Source organism: Psychrosphaera sp., from assembly GCF_982872775.1.
In genome coordinates this window covers 63117-83619 of sequence record NZ_CEYNSH010000005.1, presented here as the reverse complement: position 1 = coordinate 83619, position 20503 = coordinate 63117, and the positions used below count along the sequence as shown (strand labels likewise).

Annotated in this window: 21 protein-coding genes; 11 read left to right on the top strand and 10 right to left on the bottom strand. The window is 40.6% G+C overall.

All coding sequences use genetic code 11. The features are described from left to right. Positions 1 to 41: 41 nt before the first annotated feature. The 6 genes from cutA to AC4E96_RS02810 all read left to right on the top strand — a co-directional run bounded on the left by cutA (position 42) and on the right by AC4E96_RS02810 (position 5717). Positions 42 to 392, top strand: coding sequence for a divalent-cation tolerance protein CutA (cutA, locus tag AC4E96_RS02835; protein WP_490254848.1), 351 nt, complete (start codon positions 42 to 44; stop codon positions 390 to 392). 37 nt (positions 393 to 429) lie between these two features. Next, positions 430 to 2340: a protein-disulfide reductase DsbD gene (locus tag AC4E96_RS02830; RefSeq protein ID WP_490254847.1), complete on the top strand. Its 1911-nt coding sequence runs from the start codon at positions 430 to 432 to the stop codon at positions 2338 to 2340. Between the two features lie 514 nt (positions 2341 to 2854). Beyond that, positions 2855 to 3322, top strand: a complete 468-nt coding sequence (gene aroQ / locus AC4E96_RS02825) for a type II 3-dehydroquinate dehydratase (protein ID WP_488031782.1) — start codon at positions 2855 to 2857, stop codon at positions 3320 to 3322. Between the two features lie 112 nt (positions 3323 to 3434). Beyond that, positions 3435 to 3899 carry an acetyl-CoA carboxylase biotin carboxyl carrier protein gene (accB, locus tag AC4E96_RS02820; protein ID WP_488031781.1) on the top strand — a complete coding sequence of 155 codons (465 nt, stop codon included), beginning with the start codon at positions 3435 to 3437 and terminating at the stop codon, positions 3897 to 3899. Positions 3900 to 3911: 12 nt separating this feature from the next. Continuing rightward, complete coding sequence (gene accC, locus AC4E96_RS02815; protein WP_490254846.1) at positions 3912 to 5255, top strand: acetyl-CoA carboxylase biotin carboxylase subunit; 1344 nt, start codon at positions 3912 to 3914, stop codon at positions 5253 to 5255. A 153-nt stretch (positions 5256 to 5408) separates the two neighbouring features. Beyond that, complete coding sequence (locus tag AC4E96_RS02810) at positions 5409 to 5717, top strand: hypothetical protein (RefSeq protein WP_490254845.1); 309 nt, start codon at positions 5409 to 5411, stop codon at positions 5715 to 5717. 139 nt (positions 5718 to 5856) lie between these two features. Here the strand turns inward: AC4E96_RS02810 and AC4E96_RS02805 are convergent, their stop codons facing one another. The 6 genes from AC4E96_RS02805 to AC4E96_RS02780 form a co-directional block, all read right to left on the bottom strand. Further along, on the bottom strand, positions 5857 to 6027 hold the full coding sequence (locus AC4E96_RS02805; protein WP_488031778.1) for a hypothetical protein: 171 nt from the start codon (positions 6025 to 6027) through the stop codon (positions 5857 to 5859). Positions 6028 to 6288: 261 nt separating this feature from the next. After that, positions 6289 to 7875 carry a hypothetical protein gene (locus AC4E96_RS02800; protein ID WP_490254844.1) on the bottom strand — a complete coding sequence of 529 codons (1587 nt, stop codon included), beginning with the start codon at positions 7873 to 7875 and terminating at the stop codon, positions 6289 to 6291. 101 nt (positions 7876 to 7976) lie between these two features. Continuing rightward, positions 7977 to 8231 carry a response regulator transcription factor gene (locus tag AC4E96_RS02795; RefSeq protein WP_488031776.1) on the bottom strand — a complete coding sequence of 85 codons (255 nt, stop codon included), beginning with the start codon at positions 8229 to 8231 and terminating at the stop codon, positions 7977 to 7979. Positions 8232 to 8272: 41 nt separating this feature from the next. After that, positions 8273 to 10381, bottom strand: coding sequence for a peptidase domain-containing ABC transporter (locus AC4E96_RS02790; protein WP_490254843.1), 2109 nt, complete (start codon positions 10379 to 10381; stop codon positions 8273 to 8275). Further along, complete coding sequence (locus AC4E96_RS02785; protein WP_490254842.1) at positions 10374 to 10610, bottom strand: hypothetical protein; 237 nt, start codon at positions 10608 to 10610, stop codon at positions 10374 to 10376. The genes AC4E96_RS02790 and AC4E96_RS02785 overlap by 8 nt, the downstream gene beginning before the upstream one ends. A gap of 188 nt (positions 10611 to 10798) precedes the next feature. Beyond that, on the bottom strand, positions 10799 to 11347 hold the full coding sequence (locus AC4E96_RS02780; protein ID WP_490254841.1) for a DUF1285 domain-containing protein: 549 nt from the start codon (positions 11345 to 11347) through the stop codon (positions 10799 to 10801). Positions 11348 to 11457: 110 nt separating this feature from the next. Between AC4E96_RS02780 and AC4E96_RS02775 the strand changes: the two genes are divergently transcribed. After that, positions 11458 to 11715 carry a DUF3630 family protein gene (locus AC4E96_RS02775; RefSeq protein WP_488031772.1) on the top strand — a complete coding sequence of 86 codons (258 nt, stop codon included), beginning with the start codon at positions 11458 to 11460 and terminating at the stop codon, positions 11713 to 11715. 29 nt (positions 11716 to 11744) lie between these two features. On the opposite strand, the gene speE is transcribed toward AC4E96_RS02775, so the two are convergent. Further along, on the bottom strand, positions 11745 to 12599 hold the full coding sequence (gene speE / locus AC4E96_RS02770; RefSeq protein ID WP_490254858.1) for a polyamine aminopropyltransferase: 855 nt from the start codon (positions 12597 to 12599) through the stop codon (positions 11745 to 11747). A gap of 207 nt (positions 12600 to 12806) precedes the next feature. Between speE and speA the strand changes: the two genes are divergently transcribed. The 3 genes from speA to yihG (AC4E96_RS02755) are packed head-to-tail and all read left to right on the top strand — an operon-like array spanning position 12807 to position 16524. Further along, positions 12807 to 14699, top strand: coding sequence for a biosynthetic arginine decarboxylase (gene speA / locus AC4E96_RS02765; RefSeq protein ID WP_490254840.1), 1893 nt, complete (start codon positions 12807 to 12809; stop codon positions 14697 to 14699). Between the two features lie 22 nt (positions 14700 to 14721). Continuing rightward, complete coding sequence (gene yihG / locus AC4E96_RS02760; RefSeq protein ID WP_488031801.1) at positions 14722 to 15624, top strand: 1-acylglycerol-3-phosphate O-acyltransferase, YihG family; 903 nt, start codon at positions 14722 to 14724, stop codon at positions 15622 to 15624. A 9-nt stretch (positions 15625 to 15633) separates the two neighbouring features. Beyond that, entirely contained in the window at positions 15634 to 16524 is an 891-nt protein-coding gene (gene yihG / locus AC4E96_RS02755; RefSeq protein ID WP_490254839.1) for a 1-acylglycerol-3-phosphate O-acyltransferase, YihG family, read from the top strand. 397 nt (positions 16525 to 16921) lie between these two features. Here yihG (AC4E96_RS02755) and AC4E96_RS02750 read toward each other — a convergent pair whose 3' ends face one another. From AC4E96_RS02750 to AC4E96_RS02740, 3 genes are all read right to left on the bottom strand, one after another. Further along, on the bottom strand, positions 16922 to 17377 hold the full coding sequence (locus AC4E96_RS02750) for a DUF2489 domain-containing protein (RefSeq protein ID WP_488031800.1): 456 nt from the start codon (positions 17375 to 17377) through the stop codon (positions 16922 to 16924). Further along, positions 17373 to 17930, bottom strand: coding sequence for a Der GTPase-activating protein YihI (gene yihI / locus AC4E96_RS02745; RefSeq protein WP_490254838.1), 558 nt, complete (start codon positions 17928 to 17930; stop codon positions 17373 to 17375). Before yihI ends, AC4E96_RS02750 begins: the two co-directional genes overlap by 5 nt. Before the next feature lie 697 nt (positions 17931 to 18627). Further along, the gene (locus AC4E96_RS02740) at positions 18628 to 19254 is read right to left on the bottom strand and encodes a c-type cytochrome (RefSeq protein WP_488031768.1); all 627 of its coding nucleotides are present in this window, start codon (positions 19252 to 19254) and stop codon (positions 18628 to 18630) included. A gap of 192 nt (positions 19255 to 19446) precedes the next feature. On the opposite strand from AC4E96_RS02740, the gene yihA reads away from it, so the two are divergent. After that, positions 19447 to 20121 (top strand): ribosome biogenesis GTP-binding protein YihA/YsxC, encoded by a 675-nt coding sequence (gene yihA, locus AC4E96_RS02735; RefSeq protein ID WP_488031799.1) that lies wholly within the window; start codon positions 19447 to 19449, stop codon positions 20119 to 20121. The last annotated feature ends 382 nt before the right edge of the window (positions 20122 to 20503 follow it).

Genomic DNA, 20503 nt, shown 5'->3' with positions numbered 1-20503 from the left:
AAACATAATTTGTTCATACGCGTAAATAAAAGGTGAAATCAGTGACCGAAGAATCAAATTTCGATAGCACATCAGTTAACGGCAGAGTCATATTGACCACCTGTCCCGATATTGCCATCGCCCATCATTTAGCGGAAGGACTGCTAGAACGAAAGCTGGTGGCCTGTGTGAACTTAATTCCACAGATGGTGTCCTTGTATCGCTGGGAAGGAAAAATTGAACAAGATCAAGAGGTTCAATTAATTATAAAAACCACTGAAAGAAATATCTCGGATATCGAGTCCTATATAACATCAGTTCACCCTTATGATGTTCCAGAGTTTGTGGTGCTCGATATCAATTCAGGTAGCCAAGCTTACTTAACGTGGCTTGATACTGAGACTAAGTCATAAATGTAGGTAAATAATACCGGGAGTTTAGGTAAAATTAATGAATTATGATTCACCGCAGGCGCTTAACGTAGCGTCTAACGAGCAAAACCGATTTTGGTCATGGACCGTCATTTTATTTACGGCACTGTTTTTATATATGGGTCAGATAGGTGCAGCTCATGCTCAGCTGTCAGATAGCTCGGCACTTAACAATACTGCTGCAAAAGCATCAGACCCATTGGCCGAAATATTTTCCTCACAACCAACTTACCTGCCCGTAGATGAAGCGTTCATTTTTGACTATGAGCAAAAAGGCAATGAAGTCACTCTCGAATTCACCATTGCTGATGGCTATTACATGTACGCCGATAAGTTTCAGTTTCAAGGTGAAGGTGTCAATGTTGTCGAGGTGAAAAAAGGCGGTGCAACTCAAATCGAAGATGAATTCTTTGGAGTTACCGACGTTTATTTCTTTGCAACCGAGTTAACCGTTGTCCTTGAGTCAGATTCAACCGATGCTGACCAACCTCGTCATTTAAATATTCGTTATCAAGGCTGTGCAGAAGCGGGCTTTTGTTATAACCCTGCGGTAAAGCGCATTGCTATTGAGCCTTTTACTGCAACAACTGATGCATCGGCAACGAGTGACAACCTGTCTGAAACAAATACTTCTGCTTCAACGAATTCAACAAGCGCAAGTAGCTCACAGCAAAACGAATTAGCAGACAGACTAGCGAACGAAAGCCTACTTTGGACGTTACTGATATTCTTCGGTTTAGGTGCAGGTTTAGCCTTTACGCCTTGTGTTTTCCCAATGTTCCCAATCTTATCGAGCATTATTGCCGGTCAATCTAACATGACAGTGAAAAAAGGTTTATGGCTTGCGTTTGTATACGTACAAGGCATGGCACTAACTTACTCATTGATGGGGTTGGTTGTTGCAAGTATGGGTGTCCAGTTCCAAGCGGCGATGCAGCACCCAGCGGTACTCATTGCGGTAGCGATTATCTTTGTCCTGCTAGCCGGTGCTATGTTTGGTTGGTACAACTTACAATTGCCTCAGTCGTGGACGAACAAACTGACGGAAGTCAGTAATAAACAAAAATCAGGTAATTTAGTTGGCGTCTTTATGATGGGTCTACTTAGCGGCTTGATAGCTTCGCCATGTACGACCGCACCGTTGACAGGCGCACTTCTATACGTTGCACAAACAGGTGATTTGGTCATCGGTTTTGTGACCTTGTACGTCCTCAGCCTAGGTATGGGTCTGCCATTATTGTTGATTGGTGCCTCAGGCGGTAAATTACTTCCTAAAGCAGGTAATTGGATGAATGTAGTGAAGAACCTGTTTGGCTTTATTTTACTTGCAGTACCTTTGATTCTGCTCGAGCGCATTGTTGACTTGGACACACTGCTTTACTTGGCTGGTGCGTTGACTTTGGCCTTGGCGACATATTTGCACGTACAATACTTGTCACAAGAGTCTAATACCGCCAAGAGTGGCTTCTGGTTAGCGGCACTGCTTAGCTTCTCGTTAGGTTTCTTGATGATTGCAAAACCATTACTGCCTGTACTGGGTTTTAACTTCCAAGCTCAAGTGGAGCAAAAAGTCGAGTTTAAGGTCGTTCAAAACTACGATGAATTAATGCAGACAGTGCAGCAAGCAAGTGCAGAGGGTAAGCCTGCCATGTTTGATTTGTACGCTGATTGGTGTGTTGCTTGTAAAGAGTTTGAAGCTTGGACTTTTTCTGATAAAGCGGTACAAAATCGTATGAATGACTTTGTATTGATCAAAATGGATATGACCGAAAACGATGAAGATGATTTAGAAATCTATGAGAAGTTTGCCGTTTTGGGCTTACCGACGATTTTGTTTTTTGACAAACAAGGAAACGAATTGACGAATCAGCGTGTGACTGGCTTTATGAATGCGGAAACCTTCTTGGCCCATCTTAATGGCATCAAATAGCGCTAGTGTGTGTAGCTAATCGTCTATGTTAGGGTTGGCTCACAGCGAATATAGGTAGGTTTGGTAAAGTTTGCCTTGTGTCTTAATGCATGTTGATTTTTACCTTGCTACCCATATTATCTGATTGAAAGCGACACTTGGTTTATCCGGTGTCGCTTTTTTATGTAACCGACTCATATCAACTTAATTCATCTCGACTTTATTTGTCTCCATACGGTTTACCTCGACTCTGATTATACCTTCCTGTTAGTTACCATAACTTCTAACTTAAATTGTAAATACCGCTTCTGTATATAAACCACAGCTAACGACACACCTTTTGGACTTAAAACTACGATAAGACAGTTGAAAACTGGGTTTGTGCCGTTGTAACTTCGGTCATTAGACCAGTATTTTGCTGTTAATTGTGTTTATTTCTCTATAATGGCTTTAAATCTTCTGATTAATGGTGTTTTATATGTCTAACCTAGTAAAGTTAGTTCAAATATCAACCTATTGATCGGAAGTAAATGAAATGAGTCAAGAAGGCGGCATGATGTCAACAATTAGAAAGGTTTTAGTGTTAAATGGTCCCAACTTAAATTTGTTGGGTAGCCGTGAACCAGAAGTGTATGGCTCACAAACATTAAGCGATATTGTTGAGGCGTTGACGGCACAAGCCGAAGCAAACTCGGTAGCACTAGAGCATCTTCAAACCAATCACGAAGGTGACCTTATTGAAGCTATTCATGCAGCTCGTGGCAAGGTGGACTTTATTGTGATTAATCCGGCCGCCTTAACCCACACAAGTATCGCGTTGCGCGATGCCTTACTGGGCGTTGAAATTCCATTTATTGAAGTTCATTTATCTAATGTACATGCAAGGGAATCATTTCGACACCACTCATTTTTATCAGATATTGCCGTTGGTGTGATTTGTGGTTTGGGTGCAGACGGATACCGTTTTGCGCTCGATAAAGCCATCAGCACATTTGCGGAATAAAACGAATTTAACTCGGCACCAGCTTTTAAAAATGGATAAGACCGAGATTGAAAAGAATCGGCATTTGCCACTCGTACATTAATAAGAATTAATAGAATAATAGGTGATAAAAATGGATATTCGTAAGATCAGAACACTTATCGATATGGTTAAAGAGTCTGGCGTTGGTGAGATTGAAATCACGCAAGGCGATGAGTCTATCCGCATCTCAGGTGCCCCAGCAATGGCTCCTGCGCCAGTTCAATATGCAGCGCCACAAGCTGCGCCTCAAGCGCCTGCTCCACAAGCGGCTCCAGCAGCACCAAGTGCAAGCGCTGAGTCATCAGAAGCGGCACAACCAAGTGGTCACCAAGTGGTATCACCAATGGTTGGTACTTTTTACCGTGCTTCTTCTCCTTCAAACCCTCCATTTGTTGAAGTGGGTCAGACTGTAAAAGTAGGCGATGTATTGTGTATCGTTGAAGCGATGAAGATGATGAACCAAATTGAGTCGGATAAAGCCGGCGTGGTTAAAGCAATCCTAGTAGAGAACGAAGACGCAGTCGAATTTGAACAACCACTATTCATCATCGAATAATAGGGGTCAGTCATGATAGATAAAGTAGTCATCGCAAACCGCGGTGAGATTGCACTGCGTATATTGCGAGCTTGTAAAGAGCTAGGAATCAAAACTGTTGCGGTTCACTCAACGGCAGATAGAAATCTTAAACACGTGTTGTTAGCTGATGAAACCATTTGTATCGGTAAAGCATCGGCGATGGACAGTTACCTAAATATCCCTCGAATTATTGCGGCAGCAGAAGTAACGGATGCCGTTGCGATTCACCCGGGTTATGGTTTCTTAGCAGAGAACGCTGATTTTGCTGACCAAGTTGAGCAAAGTGGACTTATTTTCATCGGTCCTAAAGGTGACACGATTCGTTTAATGGGTGACAAAGTGTCAGCCATTGAAGCAATGAAAAAAGCTGGCGTACCTTGTGTACCAGGTTCTGATGGTGAATTGGGTGACGACGCAGATACGAACAAGCAAATTGCTCGTCGTATTGGCTATCCTCTTATTGTTAAAGCTGCTGGTGGCGGCGGTGGTCGTGGTATGCGTGTTGTGCGCAATGAAGAGTCACTTATCGACTCTATCCAAATGACCAAAGCGGAAGCCGGTGCGGCGTTTAATAACGAAATGGTTTACATGGAAAAATTCCTTGAAAACCCTCGTCATATTGAAGTTCAGGTTCTGGCGGACGGTCAAGGCAACGCGATTCACTTAGGTGAACGTGACTGTTCAATGCAACGTCGTCACCAAAAAGTGGTTGAAGAGGCTCCAGCACCAGGTATCACACCAGAGCTACGTAAATATATTGGCGATCGTTGTGTTCGCGCTTGTATTGAAATTGGCTATCGCGGTGCTGGTACGTTTGAGTTCTTATATGAAAATGGCGAGTTCTACTTCATTGAGATGAACACGCGAATTCAGGTTGAGCACCCTGTAACGGAAATGGTTACTGGCGTCGACCTAATCAAAGAGCAATTGCGTATTGCTGCAGGTCAGCCATTATCATTGACGCAAGAAGATATTCAGATTCGCGGTCATGCGGTTGAGTGTCGAATCAATGCTGAAGACCCAGAAACATTTATCCCATGTGCGGGTCAAATTAAGCGTTTTCACTCGCCAGGTGGTTTAGGGGTTCGTTGGGATTCACATATCTACACAGATTACAAGGTGCCACCTAACTATGACTCAATGATTGGTAAGCTGATCACCTACGGTGAAAACCGTGGTATTGCTATCAAGCGTATGGAACATGCCTTAAATGAGTTGTTGATTGATGGCATCAAAACAAACGTGCCGCTACAGCAATTAATTATGGATGATGAGCACTTCCAAAATGGTGGTACGAACATCCATTACTTAGAGAAAAAATTAGGCATCAACTAGTTCTTATCTAAGTTGTGCTATCTAGAAAAATAGAAAATAATAAAGCCGGCGATTCTATAGAATGAGCCGGTTTTTTATTGCTTACGTAAAAGTGAACTATAATTAAAAAAGTTAATCTAACCTTTAGTTGTGCTTGATAGCAGTGAGGTAGTTATGACGTTGGTTGGCACACCAGTGCCAGTGACTGCAGGTATTGAACAGACCAAAACGAGTAATGCTGTATCCACCAGACCGGATAAGGCACAGGTGATTGATCGTACAACAAATATAAATCCCGCAGCAGCCGTCGACTTGTCTCGAACACCTTCCCAACAACGACAGCAAACCATTGATAACCCGACCCCTGACATCCCCAAAGAACAAATTCGCGTTTCTGTGACCACAGGTGAAATCAATGTAAAAGGTAATTTAACTCCAGCCAAAGCAGCGGAAATATACCAACAAATAGCTCAGCTTCTCTAGAAAAACTCATTACTGTCGGTTTATCTAACGTTATTTTGTTTTGGCGGTCTAACATATTCGACGTTTTAAATAAGCAGCTCAAAAGCAAGCTACCGCTAATTTCAGCTTGCTAAAGTTTTATATTAAATACGAGGTGCGTTTATGGGCGCGTACCTACAGGGCGGTTTTCACGTTCGCCAAGCGCCTGCATATTACCGGATAAGATGTCGTCTATTGCGGCAAACATCACTTCTTGGATAATCCAGCGGACAATATTAAAAAATGCGCCACCTGATACTTGCTGAGTTTGGCTAGTTGTTAATGTTTTCATTTTATTTCCTTAGGCCTAGGCCTGTTCGTTAAGTTGTTGCAATTGCAACAGGTTATCCCTTGTGTTCCGTTCAAGTCCGCAAGGGTTTCGGTAACACACCGAATTCTGAAACTAATACGTAGTGTAAAACTGATCCTTTTGTTCCTGTTCCTTTGTGTATACTAAACCTTAACCACATCGTGGTTAGTTAAGTGCGGTTTAACCGCGGTTAATTGGCTGGCTTGTATGTTTCGTTCAATGTCTATGCAAGCTAGCCGCTTCTTACCCATTGGCTTGCTCAACATTCAAAAGCAACCGGATAAGTTGTTCGAGTCGTTGCCAGCCATCAACGCCTGGCAGGTAAAAATCTAATTGAGGTTGGCGAGATAGGTACTCCATTAGATCCGGTAAATTCATGAATGAATATCGGTCCCCATTTTTGAAGTTCTCATAAACAAATGAATGGGTAACCGGAACAAAAAAGCATTTCACAAAGCTATTAACAAATAGAATGACGTGAACCGAACTGTCTAATCGATTAAATAGCCAACATGCAAGTTCTCGATATCTATTTGTCAGCTTTTCTAAGTCTTGTGTTCCGCTGGTCGCTAGTTTTTGAGTGATTACGCCTTTAACAACAGAATTAGATAACGCGTCCGAAAAGATAACTTTCCTAAAGGCTTTAATTGCACACGCGATAGATTGCGCAGAGTGGGTAAACGGCGAGTTATAAAATTCACGCATTGTTTCAATTAAACGAGACTGTCGTGTGGAAGTATCGACCGTTTGCTTTTTACTGACGGTTTGAGCATGTGAGCTAGAAAAGTCAGGAAAGCGGCCTTCATTTATTTGGCATGTAGTGGCGTCACAATTGGGACTAGCCACTTTAGGTTCACCTGAATTAGAGCAACAATAAAAAGCACTTATTTCGGCCAGTAATATCTGTTTTAACGTAATAGGTTTTAACGAATCACTATGCTGAGCCCGGTTGTATATTGCTTTTATGAGCTTGACCAAAAAGCGCTTCTCCGCTTTTAAATCAGCAAAGCTTGCTACAGATGATTCATAGCCAATGAACTCGACAGAGTATTTTTCTAGATACTGGTTAAATTTATCGTTATAAAAGTCGATGAGTGTATCGGTATTGATTTGGGTTTGATTAAATGAGTTGTAGTAACAAACCCATTTTATATAAATTGAACTTAAATCAGTATGCTCTTGCTGCCAGTCGTGGCCGTTATTTAACGAAGTTGCCGCGCTACCATTAATTTCAGGTGTTACCTGTAGTCCAGCATTTGCTAATCCGACCCACTTGCCATCAATAGTGATATCTTCGGGTGTGATACTGCCCAAACCAATTTGATGTACGTAAGCATAAGCGGTTTGATTTGCACAGTTATCAAGAGTACGTGTAATGAATTGAGTAAACTTTTGCTCGGTACCAAATGCGCTGTTTAAATCCGAAAACGCTTGGCGGATTCGGTAGGTTTCAAGACGTTTGTTGGCGACGTTTAAGTCCCCGTAGTTGGCTGAGTTTATAAACTTTCCAGGGCTTAATGAAGTTGCACTGATAGACACTGCTTTGTCTTTCTCGTCTATATTGCCGCAGTCCGCCTCGCTGAATACATGTTGCACTGACTTGACCTCAACAGTCCCGATTGGCAACACCATATTTAAAGCATGGGAGAAAATTGCGCTACATGTCGCGTCTAATAAATTGTTATGAGTCTTGGTTAAAGGAGTGCTTCGAAATATCTGATTAGCAGTCGACTTCTCTTCTGTAAGAGCTCGGTGAATGCCTGCCGTGCATGGCATAGATAAAGGGTTTAGCGCGATAGTTTTTGTTGAAGTCGATGAAGTATTTGGCATAACTATTCCTTTGTAATGTCACCTAATACTTCTAAGGTGAGGGAGCATTCGCTCCCGTTTTATTTAATGACATTACAAATGTAGAATAGTTATTTATTATGTCAGCTGAACTTAGGTCCAGATTCCGCTATTTTCATTCTTTGTAGTGCAATCGTTTCTTCTTGTTGAATTTGGCGTAACAACTCTGCCTTGTTTTTGACGTTTAGTTTTTGATAAATGTTTCCAGAATGAAACTTCACTGTCCTCACGCAGATGTATAATTTATCAGCGATCTCCTTTTGACTTTCACCACAAATAATATGTTGATAAACCTGTAATTCTCTTTTTGATAGCAGGTGCTCGTTGTTGATATTCATAGGAATCCTTCTCTTTATTTATTATCAATTTGGACTTGTTGCTAGGTTGAGCGGACAGAAATTCTGCCGTTTGTGTCGAGTGTTAGCACTTTTGATGCAAAGCGCGTCGCATTCGACCTGTGAGTGATAGAGACAATGGTCATATCTAAATCACGCAAATTGTTATAGATTTGTTGTTCGGTTCTTTGATCCAAGTGAGCCGTCGCTTCATCCAGAACTAACCAACTAGGCTTATCATAGAGCGCTCGGGCAAGTAGAAGCCTTTGTTGCTCTCCACCTGATAGGACGGCGCCTAATTCGCCAATCGGGGTTTGATAAGTCATTGGCAGGGCTTCGATAGCTTTCGAAATACAACAGATTTCACATACTCGTTGGGCGAGTTGTATGTCAGGCTTTTCAGTAAACCCAGTAATATTGTTCAAGATGGTTCCTGATAGCAGGACATCTTGTTGAGACACAACGCCGACGAACCGTCTAAAAGCATGTAATTGTTCTGAATTGAATGGTTCACCATTAATTAAAATACAACCACTTTGGTAAGGGTAAATACCAAGTAAAACATTAAATATTGATGACTTTCCCGAACCAGATGGTCCAATAATCGCAACGTGATCACCTTTGTTTATGCAAAAGTTGAGGGCCTTAAGTGTGGGGACTTGTGAACCTGGATAACAAAAATCAAGTTCTGATACCTCAAGAGTGTGACAGTCATCTAACTGAGCCTCTTGACGCTTTTCTTCTGGCTCATTGGTAATATCGGCAATCCGCTCAACATGCAACGATAGAAGCTTCAATTCAAATACGTTTTCAATAAAATTAGTTAAGCGAAAGTTAAGTTGTACCTTATATGCAATGAACGCGGTCAGCATGCCTAAGGTAAATACTTGCTCAGCTGTTGGTACTGAGATTATAAAAAAGGCACCTACCGTAATGATCAACAAGTTATCCAGCCCAATTATTAAGTTACAGTGTTGCTGGACATTAATTTTCAGCCAATTGAGGTGAAGTCGAGAATTGAAATAAGAAATGAGCTTTGACTGCCAGTTTGTAAGTCGGCTCTGCTCTAATTGCGCTAGTTTAATCGACTGAATGGTTTGAACGGTTTCAAGAAAGTAAGCTGCATTTTGCGCCCCAGAGTCAATGACTCTATCCGTCAGTAGTTTAGTTTGTTGATACGCACGAAACCTTACCCAAACATAAACCACGGTCGTCATCATGATTAAACCCGCTAGTAAAGGTTGATAAACAAATAGGACAATAAAAATACCTATTGCCATCATGCCATCGAGCGCGGATTCAACGAGTTTATTACTTAATAAGAATCGAACCTGCTCGATAGAATCGAAGCGCGCTTGCAAGTTGGCTGGGTAACGAGTTTTAAAATAAGTAAGTGGAAGCTTTAATAAGTGTTCAAAGGTATTTGAGGTAAGTTCGGTACCAATGTGAGTGCTTAAAAAGAGGGTGAATCTTGCACGTAGTGCGGTTGTATAACTTTGCAAGGCTATGAGCACGCTAAATATAACAACAAGTTGTGCCAACAAAATACCGTCTCTATTAGGGATGACATTATCAATGGTGACCTGCAAAAATAAAGGCATTGATAAAGAGATCCCGAGCAAAACAAGGGACAATAAAAAGACTTTAAGAAAGGTGGTCACTACGATTGATGTAACAGGAACCAACTTAGTGATCGATGTGCCGTCTGGCGCCTGGGTCGGTGTGTAATTAGCTTGTGGAGCGGCGGTTAAGGCTACGCCAGTAAAATAACGATTAAATTCGTCTTCATTAAGCCTTCGTTCTCCTTTGGCTGGATCGACAACGGTAAAAATATCATCACTTACTTTGGTTAACACCACAAAATGATTCATGTCCCAATGAAGTATACAAGGCAGAGTAAGTTGGTTTAGTTCTTCAGTATCAAGAGAATATGGTGTCGAACTAAAATTCAGCTTTTTTAATGCCGTAATCACATCAGCTAATGTCCCGCCATTTGAGAAGTTTGGAAAAAGCCTTCTAAGGTGTTGTAAACCGATATGACTACCATGAGCATTTAGAAGGTTAGCGATACAGGCTAAACCACATTCTGCATTACTGCCTTGTAACACAAATTGGCTTTGCGACCAGAAACGGTTTTTTAATAGGCTAACCATTATTACTGTCAGCCAGTTCAGAAGGTGTTGAAGCGGCGTCTAAAGGGGCTGCCAACGTGGAGAAGTAGTGAGTTACAAAATCTATATCGATAATATACAACAACAAAGCTAACGAGCTTGACGCCAATAAGGAGGCATAAAAAAAGTGTTTCAACTTTGGCGATTTGTTATCCGAGTAATCACCTTTTTGTAACATTTCTTGTCTGTAATTTCGTCTAAAAATAACCATACCTTCTCCCTAGGTAACCGACATTCTCCAACTAAAAAAGGTAATGGAAAATAAAGGGGCTATCTGATGCGTGAGGAGAGTATTACCTTTTGTTACATTTTTGTAAAATGGGTAGAGATACAGTTTTTGTTCGAAAAATCAGCAAATTAAATGTTTAAGTGTAACCAAAACGTACAGTAGACGAGGGTTTATGCGGTTCCTAAGATAAATCGTCTGCCTGCGCTTTCGATAAAAAAAGAATTTGTTTGGTTGTTTTCTGTACTATCGGCCAGGTTGATCCATTGATAAAACACATTTCGGTGTACTCTGGCTCTCAGCCCTCGGTGTACTTGAACGTACAGTTTTGGCTCGGCAGCTTCATTATTTTCAGTTTCATTGATGAGAGGATGCTGGTCGCCTAGAACAAATTGTTGTTCGAGATTAGTGGTAACAATAATGGCATCACCTTCATCGGTCGGTTTAGTTTGCCATTGTGTAATAGTAAAAGGTGCATCTTCGACTTGAATTCGCACTTTTTCTGCTGGCGTTTTTAAAAAGTACTCGTCGTTTTCTTTGATCAGCACAGAGGCAAACAACTGGACTAGCTTTAGACGTCCTATGGGTGAGCCCATGTAGAACCAGCGTCCATCCTCCTTAATGACGATATCAATGTCTCCACAAAAAGGCGGGTTCCATTTTTCAAAAGGGGGAGATTGATGTAAATCATCGAGTTGTTTCGTTAAACTTTGAATATCCATAATTCTCAAATCAGGCTAAAATTAAGCGGACTAGTTAATAAATAATAAAGCGTGCTTTATCCTAGTTTTATTATAGTTGCGATAAATTTTTTAAGAAAGGCAATGATTAGATGAGTAATCGTTTCAGTTTTAAAGTGTTACCTCCTGAGACTCAAGAAAAAGTTCAGCACGTTTCTGTTTCACCCATTCCCGATTGGGACGATTTTAAAGAGTTTGCTCAAGAGTTTATTGAGGCTGAGGGAGCAGAAATCAAAGCGACAGATTACGGAATGGATCGCCACCAAATTGATTATGAAAAAGAAGGGAAACGTTTTCATCTACATTATGAACACTACTCTCAGTCAGTGTGGATAGAACCCATAGATTAAAAGAAAACCCAGCTTAGCTGGGTTTTTTATTATTTCTGATTAGCAAATGCCTTCGCTAGGAAGTTAGGTAGTGCTTGGGAGGCTTGGTGCATATCGGCATTGTAATATTGAAGTTCGCCTTCATTTGCTAGCGCTGTGGCGTCCTCTTGCCTAAAGCCGTCGAACTTACCTGTTTTTTTCGCCATAGTCCCTGACCACCAACCAGACGGGTAAATCATTTGTGGGAAGTTGACATGACTTAAATCACTAAAGCCCACATCTAACATGGCTTGACGCATATCAAGTAGCAGCTCTAAATGCAGCAGTGGCGACTCACTTTGTTGAACAAAAATACCGTCATTTCGCAGTGCGCGTAAACAGTTTGTATAAAAGGCATGGTTAAATAAACCTTCACCTGGACCTACTGGGTCTGTACTGTCCACGATGATTACATCAATTGAGTTGTCTTTCGCCTCTGCCATAAACTTGATGCCATCATCAAACATGATGTGTGCACGTGGGTCATTGTTCTTTTCACATAGTTCAGGAAAGAATGCTTCGGCCATGTCTGTGACAACTTTGTCGATATCGATTTGGTGTACACTCTCTACACCTTTGTGGCGGAGGACTTCGCGTAAAGTACCGCAGTCACCACCACCGATGATCACCACATTTTTCGGATTTGGGTGACTGAACAATGCTGGGTGACTCATCATTTCATGATAAAGGAAGTTTTCTCGGCTAGAGACCATGGTACAGCCATCTAGCATCATTAAATTACCAAACTCTTCAGTTTCATAGATTTCAACAAGCTGGAAGTCAGATTGCTTACTGGCAAGCTTTTGCTTAATTTTCAAGCCAAACGCTGCACCGTTGTTGATTTCGTTACACCATTCATCGTTCATTAATGACGGGGTTGTGTTTTTTTGCGTGGTCACTCACGTCTCCATAAGTAAAAAAGTTTAAATTTACTGGGTTATTTTCGTTTATAAATGGCTTTATCGCAATTTTTACTTTTTGTTTGCGGTCATTTATAGGCTAAAATGCGAGATCTATTTTGGGTCTTAACTACTTGGTAAATGATTAACCAAGTGTGTTTTTGAGGGTGTTGAATGACTAAGTCGGCGGTCCAGTTTGCAAAAAAAACCTACAACGTAAAACGTTGGAGCGAGGGTTATGTAGATATTAACGAACAAGGTGAATTGTGCGTCAACCCATTAAAGCGAACCGGTGCTAACACTATTAACTTAGCGACCCTAGCAGAACAGTTAAAAGAAGAAGGGCTGACCTTACCCATCCTTGTGCGTTTTACCGATATTTTAACGCATCGCGCGACGTCTCTTATTAATGCATTTGTTAATGCTAAAAAAGAGCGTGAATACCGAGGAAAATATACTGCCGTTTATCCAATTAAAGTAAATCAACAATTCTCTGTTGTTGAAAAGCTGGTTTCACATCCATCCAATAAAGTGGGCCTTGAAGCGGGCAGTAAGCCTGAATTGATGGCGATTTTGGGAATTTCAGACAAACCAATTACCATCGTTTGTAATGGCTACAAAGACAGTGAGTTTTTGCGTTTGGCCTGTATTGGCCAAGCAATGGGTCATCAGGTTCATATCGTTATCGAAAAGATGACGGAAGTAGACGCGTTAGTTGAAGCAGCTAAAGATATTGGAGTTTTGCCAACTATCGGTATTCGAATTCGGCTAAATTCTATCGGCAAAGGCAAGTGGCAGAACACGGGTGGGGAAAAAGGTAAGTTTGGCTTATCAGCAAACCAGGTTCTACAAGTTATCGACAAACTTAAGTCTGCTAACATGCTTGAACATCTCAAATTGGTTCACTTTCATATTGGCTCTCAAATTGCCAATATCAGAGATATTCACAATGCGATTCGTGAGTGTGCTCGTCATTATGCCGAGTTAAATCAAATGGGTGTACCTATTAGCATTATCGATGTAGGCGGTGGTCTGGGCGTTGATTACGAAGGAACGGGCTCTCGCAGTGCTTGCTCAATGAATTACACGATGGCGGAGTACGCCAAAAATGTTATCGCGCCTATTGTTGAAATCTGTGAAAAATTCGATTTACCGCATCCTGATATCATTACTGAATCAGGTCGTGCAATGACTGCGCATCACGCTATGTTGATCACCGATGTTATAGATGTTGAAAAAGCGCCTGTTCCTGACGTCGTCACACCACCAAATGAAGACTGTCCAACCATTATTCATGAGCTTTGGCGTTCTTATCAGTTAATTGATGGCCGGCATGCCTTAGAGTCTTTCCACGATGCGGTTCATTTGTTTTCTGATGCTCACCAACAATACGTCGTTGGACTGATCAGCATGTTACATTGGGCCAAAGTGGAGCAGTTGTATTTCAAAATACTAAGTACAGTGAGAGAAGAGTTGGACCCTAGGTCTCGTTCACATCGCGAGGTCCTTGACGAAATCAATGAAAAATTAGCCGACAAACTTTTTGTTAACTTTAGTTTATTCCAATCGTTACCTGATGTATGGGGAATTGAGCAACTATTTCCTGTCATGCCAATAAAATATCTGGATAAACCTTTAGAAAACCGGGCAATTATCCAAGACATTACTTGTGATTCAGACGGTCAGATTCGTAACTATGTAGATGGTGCAGGGATTGAAAGTACATTAGCCTTGCCGCCTTACACCGACCACAACGACTATTTAATCGGTATGTTTATGGTTGGCGCGTATCAAGAAATTTTGGGTGACTTACACAATTTATTTGGTGATACGGACTCCGTTCATGTCGAACTTGATGCGTCTGACCCACGAGGTTATGTATTTACTCAGTCGATCAAAGGTGAAAACGTGGCGGATGTATTGGCGCATGTTCAGTATGACGCGGATAAGTTATTGGCGAGTTACGAAAGCCAAATGATAAGAGCAGAAATAGATTCAGTTAAAGCTGAGCAATTTATTGAAGAATTACAAGCCGGACTAACCGGATATACTTACTTTGAAGATTAATTGAGGAACAATCATGTTTGAAATGTTGGCGGCGATTGGCCGTGTTTTCACAGGGATAATTTCATTTTTGGTTTACACAATTAATACGTTATTTTGGGCAACGCCCATTTTTGTATTGTCAGTGTTCAAATTGATTCCGTTTAAGTTTACACGTAAATATATCACTATAGCGTTAGACTTTTGTGCAATGGGTTGGGTCACGGTGAACACAGGTATTCAAACCCTGTTCAGCAACTACAAAATTCATTTATCTGGCGACACTAACTTTTCACCAAAAGACTGGTATTTAGTACTTGCGAACCATCAGTCATGGACAGATATTTTAATTCTTCAGCGTGTGTTTAATCGCAAGATACCTTTTCTTAAGTTTTTCTTAAAACGAGAATTGATTTATGTCCCGATTCTTGGTCTCGCTTGGTGGGCACTCGACTTTCCATTTATGCGTCGATACAAAAAGGACTTCTTGGCTAAAAACCCGCACCTCAAGGGTAAAGATTTGGAAACGACTAAAAAGTCCTGTGAAAGGTTTAAATATAAACCAGTTTCAGTCATGAACTTCATTGAAGGTACCCGTTTTACTCAAGCAAAACATGAGGCACAACAAAGCCCTTATGAAGGACTTCTTAAGCCCAAATCGGGGGGGATTGGTTTTGTTCTCACCGTAATGGGTGAACAGCTTCACAAAGTGGTTGATGTCACAATTTATTATCCGAATAAGATTCCAACGTTTTGGCACTTTATCTCTGGACGCTTAAAGGACGTGTATCTACATGTTAACTTGCATGAAATTACCCATGACTTGCTAGGTGATTATGCCAATGACAAAGAATACAAAAAGCGCCTCCATACCTGGGTGAATTCGGTTTGGATTGAAAAAGAAAACACATTGCAGCGTTTGAAAGAACAAGCGGAAGTCGCAAAATAAGGAATTAATATGCTTTCATTTTTACCTAGTTGGATTTTAATTTTTATTACAGTACCACTGTTTTTTATGATCACGGCTGTGATAGGTGGAGCTATTTTTTGCTTGGGTTTAGTTAAATTCTTTATTCCAATCAAACCCATTTCATTGGGCATTAGCTGGGTAAACAACATCCTATTTAGGGGTTGGGCTTTGTGTAACTTGTTGGCGATGAACTTAACGAACCCCATTAAGTGGGAAATAGACTCAGATAATAAATACGATAAAAAAAGTTGGTACCTGTTAATCTGTAATCATTTGAGTTGGGTAGATATTCTTGTACTTACTCAAGTGGCCTTACATACTTTGCCGACACCAAAGTTTTTCTTAAAGAATGAATTAAAATGGGTGCCATTTGTCGGCATGGCTGCTTGGGCCATGGATATGCCATTTATGAAGCGTTTTAGTCGTAGTTATTTAGAGAAGCACCCTGAGAAAAAAGGGGAAGACATTCGTACGACTAAGGAGTCTTGTGCCAAATTCAAATACATTCCAGCAACGATTATTAACTTTGTTGAAGGAACTCGTTTTACAAAAGAGAAACAACGCCAGTCAGGCACGGATTTACAGCATCTGTTGCCGCCAAGAGCGGGTGGTATTGCCTTTACGTTGGCTGCAATGGGGCACTTGTTTTCAGGTGTTTTAAACGTGACACTTAACTACCCAGACAATGAAGTCCCGGCACAAGATATGTTGATGGGTAAATTAAAGCGCGTACAAGTCAAAATTGAAGTAATGGAAGTGAACGAGGAAATAGTGGGTGATTATTTTGAAGATGATGCCTTTAAAGTACGCTTTCAAAATTGGTTGAATGCGGTCTGGACAGAAAAAGACAAGCTGTTGGCCAAGTTAAACAACAGCTAACGTATTACGCAACTATTTACGAATATGAAAAAGCCACCGCACAGGTGGCTTTTCATTTCTACCAACAAACACTTATTAACCCTTTTTTCAGTAGGTTAAAACTGATATTTACCTTTCTCGATAAGTAGCTCCTTTCTCCATATTTATATTAAGCGGAACTTTGCGCTATGCCCGCCACACTCTGATAGACGTTTTGATTATTCTTAATGAGAATCATTATCAACTGGGGTGATAATAGAATATCAATTTACTTATTGCAAGTGAGAATTATTATCATTTGTAATTTTGCATAAAAAAAAGCAGTGATGCCTATATCACTGCTTTTATTTGTAATTAAACTTACGTGTCTTTATTTCGAAGTGTGGACTATCAAATTAAAAGGAAGTTCGATGATGAGCTATGGAAACTCTTTTAATAATACTTCTAAGTCGGTATCAATTTGCTGTTCATACTCTTTTTCTGCAGCCCATCGTTTGGAGTCCATCTCGAAGATTTCTTTTTTAGAAAACTTCTTTCTAGCTTCATGTGTCGGCATATCTTTTACTACGTCATACAACTTGGCAAAGCCAGGATATAACGCTGCGTAATCCTTCGGAGATTCCTTACCTGAGTTATAGTGATCAAGTAGAACCCAAATACGAAGTACACCTTCAGAGTACTCACATTGCTTTTCTCGCATCGCCTTGGCGATATGAGAAATACTATCGACTAAGTACTTTTCTTTTTTTGCTTTTTCGTTTGCTACAGCTTCGTTTTGTTCTTTTAACTTCCAAAGTAACCGGCCTGCATAAAACGCCAAACCAGAAACTATGATCACGGCTAACGCCGAAATTACATACCACATATTCTTAATCTTTATCGTTTAGTAAGTCATCCCACTGGTCCGCATCATCTAAAGCAGAGAGTGGATCAGGTTCCTCAGAGGTTTCCTCAAGTCCAAGTATTTCTAACAGCTCGGCATGCCTATCCATCATCTTGTTGAAGTATTTGGCGTCTTTACCTGTGATTAACTCACCATTTTCAACGCGCTCTGCTAAGTCGATTAAACGCTCGTCTGACTCAATATTGTTCAACTCAACTTGCGGATCAATTTGCTCTTTAACTTTTTCTAATTTAGCTGCTGGTACCGCTTTATTTGGGTCAAGCTTTGGCTTTTGTGGTTTTGGTACTGGCTCGGCTTTAACTAGGCTAATGGCTTTCTTACTGCCAATTCTAGGGTCTTTTTTGGTCGAACCGGCACTCGTCGTTGTCGATTTTACCTTGTCATCAACTAAGCTGTTTCTATTCCCTGACTGCTGGCCTTTTGGGGCTTTCTTTTTGCGTGGCGTCTTAGTGTCAGAAGGACGAGTTTCCTGTTTCCTAACACCAATTTGACCGACTTTACGGCTTTTTTTACGACGAGTCATGGAGTCTCCAGTTTGGACAAATAATTATGAATGGGGTCAATAAGCGGATTTTAACTGATATGCCGAATTGCAGGCAATAAAAAAGGCGACAGTGTGACCGCTATCGCCTCTAATTCTAGCAAGTGTTGGATTAAAAATCTGACACTTCTCCTATTTTTATTTCGAATATCCTTCCGAACGCACGACACCTTGTCTTGTCACTTCTGCAATTTTCCGTATTTTTTTTATTTAACATTCCATGTATGTTTTTATATTTTATCGACCAATCATTGGTGCTTTCTTATTTCTTCCATGCTTGCCAAGTGGGCAATTCTAGAAATAATGCTTACCACACCTATTCCTTAGGTAGAATCCATTTTGTTTTCTATTACGTGGCAACGGGAGTAAATGTACTCTTTCTGAGACGAGACTCAAGTAAAAATTAACATTTTTTTACACCTGTCCTTTAATGAAAGCGGTATTTCCTTACAAAACAAAGGGTTGGTTGTTTTTTAAACTTTTATTTAAGAAATATCTTAGTTTGGTACTGGTTGATGTCTCACAAAGCATGTAAGACCAAAGGAGGTGAATATAAGGAAATATACGTTGAGTTCTTTTTATTAGTTCACTAAAAGATGAAAAAACACCCAGGTTTTTCCTTATATTTATAAAAAAAGCACCTTAAAAGGTGCTCTTTTTACTGATATCGGTTCGGGGGTTAGTGAAGTCCCGATAGGTATTTTGATAAAATCTCAATATCTTTATCAGTCAATTTACTAGCAATGTCACGCATCATTCGATTCATGTCATTGTTGCGTTCACCAGAGCGGAACATTTCCAATTGAATCTTTGTGTACTCTGGGTGCTGGAAAGAAATCTTAGGGAAGCCGGCAAGGCTTTGGCCAACGCCACGAGGACCGTGACAAGCCTGACAAGCTGGAATTCCACGTTCCATATCACCACCGCGATATAATAACTCACCTTCAGTGATTACATCTTCAGGTGTCGTACCCGCTGATGTAGTTAAAGAAGCGAAATAAACTGCGATGTCTTTCATATCTTGATCTGATAATGGCATTGCCATGCCACCCATTACTGCGTTTACACGACCTTCTTTACCCCCTGAGGTCATGCCTAACTTAAATTCTTTTAACTGCTTATATAAATAACCGGCGTGTTGGCCCGCAATTTTAGGATACGCTGTAATGCTGCTGTTACCATCTGGACCGTGACAGGCCGCACAGGTTGCTGATTTAGCTTTACCTGCTTCAACATCGCCGTCTACTGCTTGAGCAGAGCCAATGAGGCCGAATAGCATGGTAAGTGATAATGCAATATTTCTCATATTAGTATCTCTGTTGTTTGTTGGTTTATTATATTGTCTTTCGCTATGAAGCCGTTCACGCAAAGAGTATAATTAGCCATATTCTACACCAAATGTCACAATGTGAAAGATTCTTCGACGTTATATTTAGTACAAGTTGTTGAATTATTAACGTTCGACGTCAATGCCAGAGGAAATTAAGTGTCAAAATCTATTATTAACTACCGTAAGGCGTCGTTTTTTACCTCGGCTCCTGATATCAGAAAGTTACCTGCTGACACAGGTTATGAAGTTGCTTTTGCTGGTCGTTCTAATGCAGGTAAATCTAGTTCATTAAATACGTTAACACAACAAACTGGTCTAGCTCGTACCAGTAAAACGCCTGGTCGTACTCAATTGATTAATGTATTTAATTTGGAAGAACCGGACCGTCGCTTGATTGACTTGCCAGGTTACGGTTTTGCAAAAGTACCACTTGCGATGAAATTAAAGTGGCAGAAGTCTCTTTCTGAATACCTAGAAAAGCGTCAGTCCTTAAAGGGATTAGTTGTTTTGATGGACATCCGTCACCCGATGAAAGAGCTAGATCAAGATTTGATCTTTTGGGCTGTCGACGTTGGTTTACCTGTATTAGTGCTACTAACGAAAGCAGACAAATTTAAGTCTGGTAAACAAAAAGCAGAGCTACTAAAAATTCGCGAAGCGTCACTCGCTTTCCAGGGCGATGTTACCGTTGAGCTTTTCTCTTCTCTTAAAAAGAAAGGTATTCCACAGCTTTCTCGTAAGCTTGATGAGTGGTTGAATGCAGCAGAGCTTGTCGAGCCTCAAGTTGAGCAAACTGAGAGTACAACTCAATCAGAAGAGTCTGAGACAGGGCCAGCTGAATAAGCTAATAGACAAGCAACACAGTATTAAAAGAAGAAAGACCAACCTTGTTTGGTCTTTTTTTTGTATTTAACTTTCAGGATTCTGTAATGAATGGCTGGTAAATAAGCAAAAAAAAACCGACGCTCAAAGAGCATCGGTCATAGCGAAAGGGGAGAGGCTATTAAATGTCAAATATCAACAGGGTCAACTCATTTCGAGAGACATAAGTATAATAACCGAAGAAATTAGAAAGTAAAGTATATACTCTAAAAATATTCGATCTTTTTTTATGATAAAAACCCTTTGTTTTATAGGGTTTGGAAGGTGCTTGGATTTTAAAGGTACATAACTGCCTATAAAATAAGCGATTATAAATTGATTGTTTATTATTCTGGACTGACCA